General features: G+C 61.4%; 10 protein-coding genes and 1 pseudogene. 6 read left to right on the top strand and 5 right to left on the bottom strand.

Annotated features, from left to right (window positions below; genetic code table 11):
• Positions 1 to 440 (bottom strand): Clp protease N-terminal domain-containing protein (locus tag J8I87_RS38155; protein WP_280923140.1); only part of this gene is annotated, 440 nt, incomplete at its 3' end.
• 617 nt (positions 441 to 1,057) lie between these two features.
• Between J8I87_RS38155 and J8I87_RS38150 the strand changes: the two are divergent.
• Positions 1,058 to 1,273: pseudogene (locus J8I87_RS38150) on the top strand (MFS transporter); the annotation flags it as partial.
• 283 nt (positions 1,274 to 1,556) lie between these two features.
• Here the strand turns inward: J8I87_RS38150 and J8I87_RS38145 are convergent.
• A complete protein-coding gene (locus tag J8I87_RS38145; RefSeq protein WP_209937557.1) occupies positions 1,557 to 2,249 on the bottom strand; it encodes a Crp/Fnr family transcriptional regulator in 693 nt (230 codons plus the stop codon).
• Between the two features lie 1,143 nt (positions 2,250 to 3,392).
• Here J8I87_RS38145 and J8I87_RS38140 point away from each other — a divergent pair.
• From J8I87_RS38140 to J8I87_RS38125, 4 genes are all read left to right on the top strand, one after another.
• On the top strand, positions 3,393 to 6,878 hold the full coding sequence (locus tag J8I87_RS38140; RefSeq protein ID WP_209937555.1) for a beta strand repeat-containing protein: 3,486 nt from the start codon (positions 3,393 to 3,395) through the stop codon (positions 6,876 to 6,878).
• 170 nt (positions 6,879 to 7,048) lie between these two features.
• On the top strand, positions 7,049 to 7,330 hold the full coding sequence (locus J8I87_RS38135; RefSeq protein WP_209937553.1) for a hypothetical protein: 282 nt from the start codon (positions 7,049 to 7,051) through the stop codon (positions 7,328 to 7,330).
• Between the two features lie 220 nt (positions 7,331 to 7,550).
• A complete protein-coding gene (locus J8I87_RS38130; protein ID WP_209937551.1) occupies positions 7,551 to 8,633 on the top strand; it encodes an acyltransferase family protein in 1,083 nt (360 codons plus the stop codon).
• 148 nt (positions 8,634 to 8,781) lie between these two features.
• Positions 8,782 to 9,177: a hypothetical protein gene (locus J8I87_RS38125; RefSeq protein WP_209937550.1), complete on the top strand. Its 396-nt coding sequence runs from the start codon at positions 8,782 to 8,784 to the stop codon at positions 9,175 to 9,177.
• A gap of 84 nt (positions 9,178 to 9,261) precedes the next feature.
• Here the strand turns inward: J8I87_RS38125 and J8I87_RS38120 are convergent, their stop codons facing one another.
• From J8I87_RS38120 to J8I87_RS38110, 3 genes are read right to left on the bottom strand one after another with little or no spacing between them, the layout of a single operon-like run.
• Positions 9,262 to 10,842, bottom strand: coding sequence for a TolC family outer membrane protein (locus J8I87_RS38120; RefSeq protein ID WP_313068079.1), 1,581 nt, complete (start codon positions 10,840 to 10,842; stop codon positions 9,262 to 9,264).
• Positions 10,843 to 10,846: 4 nt separating this feature from the next.
• Entirely contained in the window at positions 10,847 to 12,208 is a 1,362-nt protein-coding gene (locus tag J8I87_RS38115) for an HlyD family type I secretion periplasmic adaptor subunit (protein ID WP_209937548.1), read from the bottom strand.
• Positions 12,209 to 12,222: 14 nt separating this feature from the next.
• Positions 12,223 to 14,022: a type I secretion system permease/ATPase gene (locus J8I87_RS38110; RefSeq protein WP_209937546.1), complete on the bottom strand. Its 1,800-nt coding sequence runs from the start codon at positions 14,020 to 14,022 to the stop codon at positions 12,223 to 12,225.
• A 252-nt stretch (positions 14,023 to 14,274) separates the two neighbouring features.
• On the opposite strand from J8I87_RS38110, the gene J8I87_RS38105 reads away from it, so the two are divergent.
• Complete coding sequence (locus J8I87_RS38105) at positions 14,275 to 15,480, top strand: glycosyltransferase family 4 protein (protein WP_209937544.1); 1,206 nt, start codon at positions 14,275 to 14,277, stop codon at positions 15,478 to 15,480.
• The last annotated feature ends 33 nt before the right edge of the window (positions 15,481 to 15,513 follow it).

Here is a 15,513-nt window from a genome sequence, read left to right as displayed (position 1 = left end):
ATGTATCCCTTGATGTCTTGCGGCGACAACTTCAGTTCTTTCAACAGCGCGGCGACGATGTCGGTATCAGCGAGCACGTAGAGCAGATGCTCGGTATCGAGTTCTTTCCGGCGCAGTTCGTGCGCTTTTTCGGCGGCTCGCTGTAGCAGCTCCAGCGTCTGTTCACTGAAGGCGTCGGTTGCATCGACCGATTCGCGCGGGACTTCGGCGGCAAGTGCCGTTTCATCGCCCGCACCATCACCAAAGCCGCCGAAGAAGCGCGACAGGCCAGAGCCGCCGCCGCCCAGCAGCGAGTCGAATGGGTTGGCCATGCTCTGATGGCGCATCAGTTGACGGTAATCGTAGTCGCATATCGACATGGTCTTACGTTCGCCGTTTTGCACGACACTTACACGGGCCACGGCGGGTCGGGCATGACAGATATCGCAAAGCAAGGGCATGGTGAGAGTGCCTCCGTCATATGGAGCGTTCGAATCCGGCCGCTGATCGCATAGATATTGCAGGGCAATCCTCGCGAATGGCGCGCCGGCGAATACTCATACGTCCGGACTCACGCTACGAGGCGAGGGACGACGTTGCGTGTCCGGGTATGTACTGTGTATATAGTCGATCGGTACGTAGTCTCCAAGACGAAACACGGGCATTGCGGTCTCGCGCGTGCGCAAGAGCAGACACGATCGCTGCGGCGCTTTCGGCTTTTGTCGGAAGGCCGCCCAACTGCGGCGAAGGCCACAGTGAAGAGATTCCAGGGACCGGGCAGGCGTGTGTGAATATCGGAAGTACCGATGATAGGTATCGGCCGCGTTGCTGCCCTCGAACGCAGTTCGACGCGATTTTGTCGTGTTGGATCGTAGCTGTGCGCGATGATAGGCCAGATTGATATCTGGAGCAGGGACACTTGCATCAGAAGTTCCATCAATTGACCCATCGCTGCTATCTGCTCGCTCCTTGATCTCTGATTTCAGCGGCCCGACAGTTGAATGCGCCATGCAATGCGTCGATATCGATAGGCGCAGTATGTTGCCTGTGCAGTGCGTCACATGTTGATCGCACATGCATCGGCGGCTTCTATCTGCCCGTCATCATGGGCATGGCCAAGGAGAGCACGGGCAGCTATCAGATGGGCTTTGCGACCTTCGGCGTGCTGTCGGCACTGGCGTTCGCACTCGTGGTGCTGCATCGCGCGCGCTGGCTCGAATGGGCGTTGCCGAAGGAAAGCCACGTTGGCGTCGAGCCGATTCGCGTGGGAGTGAGCGTGGATAGCGGGGCTTGATGCGTGTGCGTCGTCGAGCAGCCCGGTTGCGCGGTGTGGATCTGAATCGTGACCGCGATCACAGCGAAAGTTTGCCGCGTCGGCGATCGTTGTGATTCTCGGTCCCGGTCTGTCACCCCGATAAAGACAGGGCGCTTACGTCGGGCCTCGGCCCGACGCTTTTTCGGATCGCCGGCCGCAAACAAGCCCGCGGGATCGCGCAGTCGGCGAGTGCCCGCGATGTGACGGGCGATGTGTCCTGCGATGCGTGCGTGATCGTGCCCGACGAACACGCGCCGCCGCATCAGGCCATTTCGACGCCCGCCGCAATCCGCTGCAACGTCGCGATATCGCGAATGCGCAAGCACCGTCCAATGCGGACGATGACGCCTTTGGTCTCGAGCGATTTCAGCACTCGTGATACCGTTTCGCGGCTCACTTTGGCCAGCGCCGCCACGGTTGCCTGATCCGGCATCTCGACGGCGGGCCGCTCATTCGCCTTGTCTTCACGGATGGAAGTCGCGATCAGCGCTGAAATTCTCGCGCCTGCACGGGACAGGCCTCCGACGGTGAAACGCTGAACCATCTGCAACAGGTCCGCCGACATCAGCTCGTTGACGGATTGGGCGATCGTCGGTGAACGCAGCAGCGAAGGTGCATGCGCGCGGCTTAATGTTGCAACCGTGCAATTGCTGATGGCGGCGACATTCCATGGCAACGAAGTGCGCTGGATGATGGTCGCCACGCCGAAGGTCTGCCCGGCGTTGTAAGTGCGCATCGGAATTTCACGTCCGTCTTCCGACGAGACGAACGAACGCAATTCGCCTTCCAGCAACATGAACACCGGGGAATTCGTGTCGCCGGCGAACGCCACATATTCGCCAGCCTTGAAGCGCGTGACACGTATTAATCCCGCGGCAGATTTTATTTCTTCCTCGGTAGCAACTGAAAACAGTGCTTGGGCTCTCAGGAGTTGGTTGAGTCTCTCTTCTTTCATTTTTTTTTCAAATGCCTTTGATGCGAGGCGCATTTTAAGAGAAAGAAGGACGATGTTTGAATGTTTTGGTGTTGTTACAACAATTTACAACTTAGAAACTATTTGTAACATGCCAACAATCGGCCTGAATGAAGCAAAAAGCACCTCCTATGTCTGTTTATACGCCATGAAAATTCGAAAAATGCATCTGGGGCGAAATTTCATATCAATATGGGTCCGCCCCATCAAGCTGGCGACGTCATAAAAAGCTCACCCGAAAATTAAAACTTGTGATAACCGGTTTTTGATTGCCGCCCGGCTCCGGCTCGTTTTTACCCGTGCGAGCCGCCGGTTTTAAGGTAAATATTGATAAGCAGTATCGAATTTTCCATCGGATAATCTGGATGACGTGATATCAAGAGTATTTATAAGGAACGCAAAGTATAAATAAACCCTTCGGACACCCGTACATTCGTGTCCGCGACATACCATCGACGAACCTGGGCCTGCAAAGACTTTATCTGGCTGGTTGTGACCGCCGTCACAAGTCGAAGCGTTGAGCGACGATAGACTTGCTGCGCTCGTGATAACGCGTGCAGCCATAGTAGTAGAAGTAGATGCAGGCCGCCGGTTTCTCGGAACTGGCGGCCCCCAAAACTCTGCATTGCGCGCTGCACTGCGAGGCACCGGCGATGTGCCAACCGCATTTCGAACTTCCGCATTCACGCGCGAAGTATTCAAGCCGTCAGGTAGTGCCCGGCCAAGGTTTCCCTGCTGCTTTCCGATTCAAGGTTGTCAGCGCGACGCGTGAGAGCACGTTGGGGCACGCTATCTCTTGTGCAGCTGATCCTGATCGCATCGGGTGCTGCAATCAACGGGGAGTCATGTCTGCCCTCGTGGTTTTCCCTTCATGCACACCCGTGCGCGTGACCTTCTTTCCTTCATGTTGCACACCACTTCTTCCACGCTGCCTTCTCGCTGTTGACGTTTGGTCACACGATTTTGCGTTTTGTGAGCGCGATCACAATGCGGCGTTGCAAGTCATCTGAAAATGCGTTCGCGTTTGATGTTGAAAGCCGTGCCTGACCGGGAGGGCATCGGGGTCAGCGCGGGGACCAATCAGTTGCAGACGCAACACGTGTCTAAATAATTTTGGAGCTATCAATGGCTGCAGCACAATATTACGAACAGATTCAGAAGGCTTATATCGCCTACTATGGTCGTCCGGCAGATCCGGCAGGCCAGGACTACTGGGCGACGCAACTGGACAAGGCGGGCGGCAACCTGAACGTCATCATCAACGCGTTCGGCAATTCGGTTGAATCGACGCACCTCTATGGTGGTTCGAACACGGCTGCTCAAGTCAACGCGATCTATCAAACGCTGTTCGGCCGTGATGCGGACTCGGCAGGTCTGAGCTTCTACGTTCAAGGCATCAACAACGGCACGTTCTCGCTGGCATCGGTCGCTCTGAACATTTACAACGGCGCGACGGGCAACGACGCAACGGAACTCGCAGCAAAGCTGTCGTACGCTGATGCGTTCACGGCTGCGGTCGGCCAATCGACGGCTGCTCAAGTTGCTTACTCGGGCGACGCTGCATCGAACAATGCACGTGCAGCACTGGCTGCGGTCGTTGACACGGCTTCGGAAGCGACTGCCTCGGCAAAGCTGCCGACGACGATCGGCAACATCGGCGCGGGTTCGGTTGCCCAGACGTACAACCTGACGAACGGCATCGACACCGTCGCCGGCACGACTGGCAACGACGTTATCAATGCAGCACTGACGTCGACGGGCGCAGACACGTTCACGTCGCTCGACAAGATCGATGGCGGCGCAGGCAACGATACGCTGAACCTGGTTTCGTCTACCGGCGATCTGAGCGGTGCTGCAGGCGCAACGGTTACGAACGTCGAAACGGTCAACCTGAGCTCGACGGCAGCGATCACCAACGCGGACGTCTCGGGCTGGAGCGGTGTGAAGACCCTGAACGTGTCGTCGGGTGACAACATTGCCGGCGTCGTCGCAGCTGCGACCACCGACATTAACGTTGCTGCTGCTATGAAGGGCGTGAGCGTCGATGGCGGCAACAACGTCACGATCAACAACAGCAAGGTTGGCGACGTAGTGGTGGGCGCAGCCACGGCTGCAGCTGGCAACGTCACGGTGACGAACTCGGCAGCTGGCGGCCAAATCCAGATCAACGCAGCTGGCACCGAAACGGCTACGGCTTCGAGCGGCGCTATCCAGTTCGTCGGCGGCACGAGCGTCAACGCAACGGCAGCAGGCGCGGTTTCGCTGGCTGATCAGGTCGCGCACGCAAATGCTCTGACGGCGGCGACGATCGCGAATAACGCAGCCGGCTCCGACTCGGACGCATCCGGTTTGGCCAAGACTGCGGCGGCTAACAAGGTGCTGGGTCTCGGTGCCCTGTCCACGGCAATCGCAGCAGCGACGATCTCGTCGGCAGACGCAGCGACGCCGCTGTCGATTCAGGCCGCTACGACGGCAGCCTTCCATGCTGGCTTCATCACGGCAGCAGACAAGGTGGCAATCGATGCAGCGTTCATCAACGCACTGGCAACGGGCACGCTGGCTGACGCAGTGAAGGCAGCGCAAGCTGTCCTGACCCCGCTGCAAACGGCAGCAACAGCTGCAAGCAACGCAGCAATCGCTGCAGACGCAGTGAACGACGCTAATGCCGCAGCTGCTCTGGCTGCTGCGAACAAGGTGTCGGCAGCTGACGCAGCTGCGGCTGCTGCTGTTGCAGCAGTGAGCGTGACGGCTACCAGCAACACGAACCTTGCTTCGGCAACGGTGACGGGCAACTACGGCGCGTCGAACAGCATCAGCGACGGCTCGACGCTGCACAACACGCTGACGTCGGTCACGCTGAACAATGCGGGCGACACGGTCATCACGGGCCAGGCAGTTGCGAACGTGTCCGCAACGGGCATGTCGGCAGACGTGACGGTGAACAACACGGCGCTCAATCACGCTGAGACCTTCACGCTGAGCGGCGTCACGGGCGGCACTTACCAAGATAACGCTGCTACGACGATCAACATCGTCAGCAACGGTACCGCGACCAACGTGCTGACGGGTCTGAACGCAAGCCTGGCAACGGCGGTGAACGTGTCGGGCGCAGCTGGCGTGAACTTTGGCGATGTATCGACCAGCGTCAACGCCAACGCAGTCATCGACGCAAGCCACTCGAGCGGCACGAACACGATCAAGGTCGGCGCTGGCCAGACCTACACGGGCGGCGCTGGTGCAGACATCGTGACGGCGGGTGCAGCACTGCAGACGAAGGCAGTCGACGGCGGCGCGGGCGCAGCAGACAAGCTGATCCTCACGTCGGCTGCTGCGTTCTCAACGGCGGACGCCGCTGCCCTGTTCAAGAACTTCGAAATCGCACAGGTCAACAACGGCGTTACGGCTGATCTGAGCACGTTCACGAACTCGGCGTTCACCTCGGTGGTTCTGCACGGCGGAGTCGGCGCCATTGACGTGGAAGGTCTGACCGCCGTGCAAGCTGCGCACATCACCGTCGATGCGAGCGCGACGGCGACCATTGGTGTTGCTGGCGCAACGCAGGTCGGTCAGCTGGATTCGGTCAGCATCACCGCCGACGATGGTGTTGCCGGTCCTCACAGCACAATCGCGCTGGGTCTCACGATCGCTGGCGTTGAAACGCTGAACCTCAACGCAGTCGACGACGTGACGATTGGTTCGCTGACGGGTGCGACCGCTCTGACCAACCTGAACGTGACGGGCGCAGGCAACGTCAACATCGTCACCGGCGCTCTGCCGCTGAACGTGAATTCGGTGATCGATGCGCACGCTGTTACGGGCACGGTGACGGTTAATGCTTCTGGCGCACTTGGCAATGGCCTCAAGATCATCGGTAGCGCGACGGCAGCCAACAACCTGACCTCGAACGCTCTGAAGAGCGTTCTGGTCGGTGGCGACGGCGGCGACACGCTGACGGGCGGTGCTGGTGACGACACGATTTCATCGGGCAACGGCAACAACGTCATCCACGGCGGCGCTGGCGTGAACACGATCACGGTCGGCAATGGCGACAACACCATCGACGTCGGCGCAGGTGGCAGCACGATCACCGCAGGTAACGGCTGGAACGTTATCAACGGTGGCGCAGGCAACGACACGATCAAGGTCGGCACGGGTGGCAACCTGATCACGGGCGGTGCTGATGCGGACGTCATCACGTTCGGCGCACACGGCGCTGGCATCGTCGACGGCCTGAAGTACGCTGCGTTGTCTGGCACGAACGACACGGGTGCTGCAATCACGGCTACCGGCGCAGTGACGGGTCTGGACATCGTGACGGGTCTGCATGCAGGCGACACGATCAACCTGGGCGCAGCAGCAGGCACGCTGTCGAGCGACCTGGCTGGCACGTTCGCGCACGCTGTCGCAGCAGGCACGGCATCGGCTGAAATCGTTCGCGGTACGTACGACGCTACGGCTCATACGTTCACGGCATCGGCTTCGGGCGCTGACTCGATGGTTCAGTGGGCGGATGCTACGCCTGGTAACGGTACGGCAGCAATCGTTCTGGTTGGCTACGCTGGTGCAGCGGCAAGCCACATGGACGCAGCTGGCGTGATCACGCTGGGCTAAACCCCTAGGGACAATTTTCGCGAATGCGAAAATTGATGCAAAAGCGGACAACGGAATCTCGTTGTCCGCTCGAAAAAGCCAGGCCGCAAGCCTGGCTTTTTCTTTATGAAGCGCTGACACAACATCAATCACAAACTGCGAGTACCACAGATTCGCATTCGAGGGAGTGCATGCCTGAAATACTCATACCCACAGGCCGCTGGAAAGTCGCCGTGGACCCGGCAAACGCACAGGGCACGATTCGCTTGTCCGGCCGTGCCTTATCGGACGGATGGAACGCCGAACAGAAGTTGCAGACCATCTACATTACGCACGAGCAGGCGAGGGAGCTGATCGCAGGATTGCATACGGCACTGCGCGAGCTCGACCTGCAGCGCAGCGCATCACTCGCACGTGCCGTCGAGGGAGATGGCATCGTCGACGGATGGGACTATTCGCTTTCCGGGACCTAAGCGCAACCATACTCGCCGCGGACCTCAAACGCTTTCACCGACGCGACGGCCTCATTCGCGCGACGCTTGCCGCAAAGCACTAGCGCATGCCCGGCCGTGAAGTTGTGACGGCCGTCACATCGAAACCGCGCCTTCACCCATACACTCCCGATCTTTGGCCGTCGCACGTCATGCGCGAACTGCATTGTCTGGCTGGACGGCGTGAACCTCGAAGTCCACCATGCGTTCAGTCAATATCCAGTATGACGCCCGCCTCGATCACCTGAGAGCCGGCGCAGCGCTGCTCGTGTTCCTCTATCACACGTTCCATGTGCTGTACGGACACTGGCAGCCTTACCCGCGCGCGTTCATGGCCGGCTGGCTCGCCGAAGGCCATAGTGGCGTGGGTCTCTTCTTCGTGCTGTCCGGCTTTCTCTTCATGCGCATCGCGCAGGCCGCACCGGCGATCCGCTGGGGCGCGTTCATGAAGAACCGTCTGTTGCGGATATTCCCGCTCTTCGTGGTGATGTTCGTCGTCGCGACCTCGATTGGACGTGACGACTTCCGGCCCGCCGATCTTCTCTATCTGCTCACCTCCAATCTAGGCACTGCCCCTACGTCGAACTCCTTCATGACGGGCGCCGCCTGGACGATCTCCATCGAGTTCTCGTTCTACATGGTGTTTCCATTTCTCGCGCGCTTCGCCCTTCAATACGGCATCGGCTGGCTGTTGAGACTGATCGCGCTGTGGCTGCTGCTGCGTTGTGGCGCGTACTTCTTTAGCGCGCAGTCCACGCACATGTACTATTCGACGCTGCTCGGCCGCTTCGATCAGTTTCTGGTCGGCATGGCGGCGGCACTTGTTGCGCGGCGGGTTCCCGTGCTCAGAGAGCGGCGTCTGCACGGCATCTGGTGCATCGTCGCTGCGGCTCTCGTCGTGGCGCTGCTCGGCCTGCTCGCGCGTCACGCGAGCTATCAGTTGCCGCAGCCGAAGCAGCCCATATGGGCCGTTTGGGGGCTCGTGGAAGCGCTGATGTGGAGTGCCGTGGTGGTGGTCTATACGAGCTGGCGAGGCGCGGTCGTGGGGGCGCTGGATACGTTCCTCAGGATGGTCGGCGAATCGAGCTATTCGCTGTACCTGTGGCACGGCGTCGTGCTGTACCTTTTCGCGAAATGCGCAGGCACGGCGTTCGAAGCAGTGAACTGGCGCATCGGCATGTGCGCGGCGATCCTGGTACTCCTGCCGTTGTGTCTGCTGGTCGCACGTCTGAGCTATACGACCATCGAAAGACCGTGGCTCCTGATGCGCAGCCGCTATCATTAGCCCGCACATAAAAGCGATGTAATTCTTCAAAGTGTGCGCGTACGCACAACTTCCGAAGTGACCCTGGGATAAATTTCCGTGCAAGCATTGGTCGTTCGAGATGTGGTCTCCACCACTCCGATACGCCTCATTTCACGGAAGAACCGTCATGGCTGTCACATCGAGGAAGAAGGGTAAGAATCTGCGCGCGGACGGAATCGTCCCGAGTCATTGGGCGGCCGAGTGGACCGTCGAGGCGGCCACCACGGAAGGCTGGGTCAATGTCACGCTGATCGTCAAACAGACGGACGATGTGTCGACGACCCAGCGAACGTACCGCTATCTGCTGACCCGCGAGCGCGCCGGTCAGTTCATTCGCGAGCTGAATGAGTCGCTGGCAAAAGAGGCCGCAAGCGAGAGTCTCGACAGCACGACGGCACTTGTCGCCGCCAAGGCCGCATTGCAGACGGGTGCGGCATCATCGACGCCGGCATCGGCAGCCGACGACAACTATACGATGCTCGATCATTTCGCGCTGGGCGCGTACGGGCTCGTCGGCAACTAGATCAACCAGCCCGTAGGACCGGACCCGGCGCCGCCGGGCCGGGCGGTGCGGCGGCCCGCAGCGCGAAGACTGCGGGCGAGTCGGTCAGCGTATTTGACCCAGCATTGGACCCAGCCAGGCAGCGTTCGCAAGCGCGGGAGCGCGCTGCGGGCTCAGATGCAAGCGTTGCGACACGACGCGAACGGCAGGCTCCGAACGCTGCGAATCCCCGCTCGCCGCGCCGATGCTGACGACATTGGCAGGCATGAACCACTTCGAAACGTCATACAGGTCTTCCGCTGTCAAGATGCCGGCCGCTTTTCTCAATTGCAGCGTCGCGAGCAGATACTGATAACGGGCCTTGGCCAGGTCGCGCCGGGACTGATACAACTGCTGTTCCGCCGTCAGCACATCCAGATTGGTGCGCATGCCGGCCTGCACGCTCTTGCGGGTCGCCGTGATGAGCAGCGTCGCGGATTCGACGGCGCGCTCAAGCGCGTCGATGCGGGTCTGACTGCTCATGCACACGTTGTACTGCTTGCGTACGTCGAGCAGCACCTTGTCGGTCTTGTCCTGCAGAATGAACTGCTCGCGCTCGTAATTGGACCTGGCCTGCTGAGAGCTGGCGGAAACGAGGCCGCCGGAATAGAGGGGAATCGTGATCTCGACGCCGACGGACTTGGTCGTATAGCGTGTCCCGATCGTGTTGACGGAGTCAGACTGGTTTCGCCCCATGCTCGCGACGATATCGACGCGCGGATAGAAGCCAGCTCGCGCCACCTCGACCTGCTGGCGCGCGGCTTCCACGGTATGTCGCTCCGCGATCAGGTCGGCGTTGCTTTCGAGCGCGATGTCGTGCCATTGATCGAAACCGCCCGCCGCCGACACGTCGGGCTTGTACTTGTCCGTCAGCCTGTCGAGATTGCTCGCGTCCCTGTCAACTGTCAGGCCGGTGAGCGCTTCGAGCGTATGCGCCATGTTGTCGACGTTGTCGCGTGCGTCTGCGACGTCAGCACGCGCAAGCTCGGCCTTCGCACGCGTTTCGAGAATGTCGGTGCGCGTTCCCTGGCCATTGCGAAAGAGCGCTTCGTTGCTGACGAGCTGTTCGTCGAACGCCTTCTGTTGCGCCAGCGCTAGCGCCAGTTGATCTAACGCGTATGCCGTGTCGGTGTACGCGGTCAGCACGCGCACGAGCAGCTCTTCGCCATTCCCGGCGAACGTCGCCTCGGAGGCCAGCGCCAGCGCCTTGCCATACCGGTAGCGAGCAATGCCTTCATAGCTGAATAGAGGCTGGCGCAGCGAGATCCCTGCCGCGTAGGCCCGATATTGCTGATCGGTTGTCTGCGGCTCGCCGGGGAAGAGCTCTCCGAGCTGCGTCGTCCGGGTCCAGTCCCGGTAGTTCGCGTAGTTGGCCGACAGGTTCGGCAACAGGTAAGAGCGGCCAATCGCCCGGTTCGCCTCGCCTGCGTCGCGCTCCTTGATCGCCGCAGCGTAGACGGGGTCGTGCGCGAGCGCGGCGTCGTACGCATCGGCGAGACCGAATGCGTGCGCGGGCGCGGCCGCGCCGAACGTCAACGCAACGGACACCGCCAAAGACACACGGCGCAAGGAGACGGGAACCGCGCGAAGCGAACGCGCGTTGAAGCACCGCGGCGTGCGCCGCGTAATCATTGCAATCGACTTCACTGCGTCAATCCTCCGTCAGCGCCGTGTGGGCACGATCGACGACCGGCTTGAGCAGGTAACTCAGCATCGAGCGCTCGCCTGCCTTGACGAAGACCTCGACGGGCATGCCGGGCTTCACGTCATAGCGCGCGAGCTCTTTCATGCCTTGCTGCGACACCTTGATTCGCAGGCGGTAGAACGGCGTGCCCGTGCGTTCGTTCGTGAGCCTGTCGGCGGAGACGAACGATACGGCGCCGGGGATGCGCGGCGTGGTGTTCTGGTTGAACGCGGTGAACATCATGTCCACGGGCATCGCGTCATGCACCTTGTCGACGAGATTGACGGGCAATTCCGCCTCGACTTCGAGCGGCTCGCCGCTCGGGACAACTTCCATCAGCTTCGCGCCTGCCGCGATCACGCCGCCATTGGTGAACACATTGACGCCCACCACGGTGCCGTCGACGGGGGCGCGAAGCTCGGTGTTGTCCACCTCGAAGTCGATCGCGCTCAGCTTGCTGCGCAGCGCGCTCGTGTCGCGCTCGACGTCGGTGAGCTGCGTGCGTACTTCCTTCATGTAGTCTTCCTGCTGTTGCGCGATGCGCAGCCGCGCTTCCGCAATCTGGCTCGCCAGTTGCGCCGAGTTGCCGTATTGCGTGGCGATCTGGCTCTGAATTCGCGCGTCCTCGCGTTCGAGGTCCTGCAGCTTGGTGCGCGGCACGTAGCCTTCGTTGGCGAGTTGCCGCACGTTGGCGAGCTGGTCGCTGAGCACTTTCTGCTCCGCCTGCTTCTGCTGGCTCGCGTCCTTCGAGCCGGCAAGCTGTGCGCCGTAGCCCGACATCGTCTGACGCAGCGCCCCGATCGACGACTGCAAGGCCGCGCGGCGCGAATTCAGCAGTTCCTGCTGAAGCCGCATGTCGTCCTCGACCTGCGGATTGTGCGCAGCGGCCTTGAGCAGCTCGGCGGGAAACACGATTTTCGCGGCGCCCGTCGCCTCCGCTTCGAGGCGCGAGCGCACGGCCAATTCGCTCAGATACTGCGTGGAGATCGTCGCCTGCTGCGCGCGGGCCTGCACGGAGTTCATCCGCACGAGCACCTGACCGGCTTTGACGACATCGCCGTCGTGCACGAGGATGTCCTCGACGATCCCGCCCGTCGGATGCTGGATCTGCTTGCGGTTGCCCGTGACGACCACCGTGCCTTGAACAGGAACGCCCTTGCTGAGCGGTGCAAACGTGGCCCAGAGCAGCGAGCCGACGACACCGACGAGAACGATGGTCCAACCGACCTTGACGTAGCGCAGCTCGTCGGTTTGGATTTCGGGAGGCAGCGACGTGCCGAGTACTTCAAGCGCGGGCGTGCCCGCTTTTTTGCTTGCTGGATTGAACATGATGACTCTAGAGGTCAGGCCGTTGAGTCGGCGGTCTCGACGGAGGAGGGCTGGTCTTGCGTGGCCGCGGGTGCGGCGGGAGGTGCGGCGGCAGGTGCCGCGGAAGCCTGGGCAGCCTGCTGCTGCGCGGGCGCCTTCGATAGCGTGGCCATCACGTGAGCCGTCGGGCCATAGAGCCGCAACTGCCCTTCGACGAGCAGCAGCAGCTTCGTGGTCGCCGCGATGATGCTGGTGCGGTGCGTGATCAGGACGACTGTCTTGCCGGCCTGGCGCAGCAGGTCGATCGCATGCCGCAGCGCGGCTTCACCCGTTTCGTCGAGGTTCGAATTCGGTTCGTCGAGCACGATCAGCGCGGGGTCGCCGTATAGCGCGCGCGCCAGTCCGATGCGCTGCTTCTGGCCTCCCGAGAGACCGGAGCCGCCATCGCCGACCGGCGTGTCGTACCCTTGCGGCAGCCGCAGGATCATATCGTGGACGCCCGCAAGCCGCGCGGCCTGGATCACCTTCTCCGAATCGATCTGCCCGAAGCGCGCGATGTTCTCGGCGATCGTGCCGCCGAACAGTTCGATGTCCTGCGGCAGATAGCCGATGTGCGGCCCGAGCTGGTCCTTGTTCCACTGATAGATGTCGGCGCCATCGAGACGCACCGTGCCGAGCGCCGCGGGCCATACGCCGACCAGCAAACGTGCGAGTGTCGATTTTCCGGAGGCGCTCGGGCCGATCACGCCGACCACATCGCCCGCTTCGATTGCGAAATTGAGGTTTTGCAGCACGGGGACGCGAATGCCCGGCGGCGCGGCGCTGACGCCTTCGAGCGTCAGATTGCCGGACGGCGGCGGCAGCGTCATGCCGATGCGCCGCGCCGGATTCGCGTCGAGCAGTTCCACGAGGCGGTTATATGCGCTCTTTGCGCCATTCCACTGACGCCACACGGAGATCACCATCTCCAGCGGGCTGAGCGCGCGTCCCATCAGGATCGAACCCGCGATCATCATGCCCGAGGTCACTTCGCCGCGAATCGCGAGCAACGCGCCGAGGCCGAGCACGAGCGATTGCAGCGACAGGCGCACGAACTTGGTGATGTTGCCGACCAGCGCGGCCTTTTCGCTGGCTTCCGCCTGGCGCGCGAGAAAGCCCGTGTTCAGCACGGACCAGCGCGACAGCAGGTCGGGCAGCATGCCCATTGCTTCGATAACCTGAGCATTGCGCAGATTGCTCGTTGCAAGCGCTGTCGAGCGGATCGACAACTGCGTCGCGTCGGCAAGCGGTTGCCGCGACACGCGCTCGTTGACGACGGCGAGTGCGACGAGCACCGCCGAGCCCGCAACCGCGAACAACCCGAGCCACAAGTTGAACGCGAAGATCACGATCAGGTAGACGGGAAACCACGGCGCATCGAAGAATGCGAAGAGCGCGTTGCCCGTCACGAACTGACGGATCGTGGTCAGGTCGTTCAGCGATTGCCCGGCGTTCGCGCCTTGCCGCTTGAGGTTGGACTCGAAGCTCGCCGTATAGACGCGCGAATTGAGCTGCATGTCGAGCTTCGCGCCGACACGGATCACGATGAAGCTGCGCACATATTCGAGCGCCGCCGACAGCCCGTACATGCCGAGCATCATCAGCGTGAGCATCGCGAGCGTGACGCCGTTGCGGCTCGGTATCACGCGGTCGTACACCTGAAGCATGTACAGCGACGGCACTAGCATCAGCAGGTTGATGAACATGCTGAATATGCCGATCGTGCGAAATACGCGCTTGTAGCCCAACAGCGCCTGCACGATTTCATTCGTTGGAAGTTTTAAATTCGTTGTCATTTCCTGACGCCCGCATCGGTCGGGTATGGTCTCTTTCTCGCGCGACTGGTGGTTCGCCGCCTTTTTCAAGGTGAAGTCGCAATAGTGTCCACCCGCGAGGCGCCATTCTGCGGGAACGACAACCGCAAAAATGTGATCGCTGTCACACGAATACAGGAGTGGTGGGTATGTGACGGCCGTCACATATAAATGCGCGCACAACGACGATACTTACGTCGCTCCACGCGTTGCACATCGATAAAAAAGTCACGAATGGTCGAGAATCAGATTTCGGGTGCGCCACTCAGAGTCGCAATGGGTGGTCGTGCGCTGCTCACGCCGCTGACGGGGATAGGCCAATACGCATTTCATCTCGCGCAAGAGTTCGTGCGACATGGTCATGACGTGCGGTTCTTCTATGGCACGCATTGGTCATCGTCGATTGCGTCGGGCGGCGGCAATGCATCGGCTGCATCGCTCGCTTCCGCTTCGCTGCGTACCCGCATGGCCAGCATGGCGAAGCGCTTTGCACGTCGCTACGTGCCCGCCGCTTACCGCTACATGCCGCACATCGAGCAGTTTCGCTTCGACTCGGGCGTGCGGCGCGACGCAGCGCCTCAGGTGTATCACGATCCGAATTTCATCCCGTTCCGTTTTGCCGGGCCGACGGTGATTACCGCGCACGATGCATCGTGGGTGCGATATCCGCAGTATCACCCGGCAGCGCGGCTTGCCTTGTTGCGCAACAACTTTCCCAAGGCGCTCGAACGTGCGGATCGCGTGATCGTCGTATCCGAATTCGTGCGAGACGAACTGATCTCGTGCTTCGGCGCACGGCCGGAGAAGCTGCGTGTCGTCTACAACGGCGTGTCGGAGCGCTTCACGCCGCACACGGCCGAACAGACGCGCGACGTGCTGTCGCGCTACGAACTCACGCACGGGCAGTATTTCGCTGCCGTAGGGACGCTGGAGCCGCGCAAGAACCTGCATGCGGCGCTCGATGCGCATGCGCGCTTGCCGATGCCCGTGCGGCGAAGGTTTCCGCTCGTGCTGATCGGCGGAGAAGGGTGGCTCACGGAGTCGCTGCATGCCGCGCTCGTGACGTCGCTGAACGACGGTACGGTGCGCAAGCTCGGCTACGTGTCCGACGAGGCGCTGCCGGTGCTGACGGCGGGCGCGCTGGCGCTCGTCTACCCGTCGATGTACGAGGGCTTCGGGTTGCCCGTCATCGAGGCGATGGCGGCGGGCGTCCCGGTGATCTGCTCGAATGCGCGCGCGCTCATGGAAGTGGCGGGCGACGCAGGGCTCCTCTGCGATCCGTCCGACATCGCCGGGTTCGCCGACGCGATGCAGATGCTGATCGACGATGCCGCGCTGCGCGCGCTGCTCGTCGCGCGGGGCAGAAAGCGGGCCGGGCTGTTCAGCTGGCGGCGCTCGGCGCAAGAGACGCTCGACGTGTACCGGCAGGTCATCGTCTAGCGCCCGCGCCGTTCACCTCGGATACCCCTTAAC

This window comes from Paraburkholderia sp. LEh10, assembly GCF_017814945.1.
GTDB lineage: Bacteria > Pseudomonadota > Gammaproteobacteria > Burkholderiales > Burkholderiaceae > Paraburkholderia.
The sequence above is the reverse complement of the archived record's forward strand: the minus strand, read 5'-3'. Positions and strand labels throughout refer to the sequence as shown.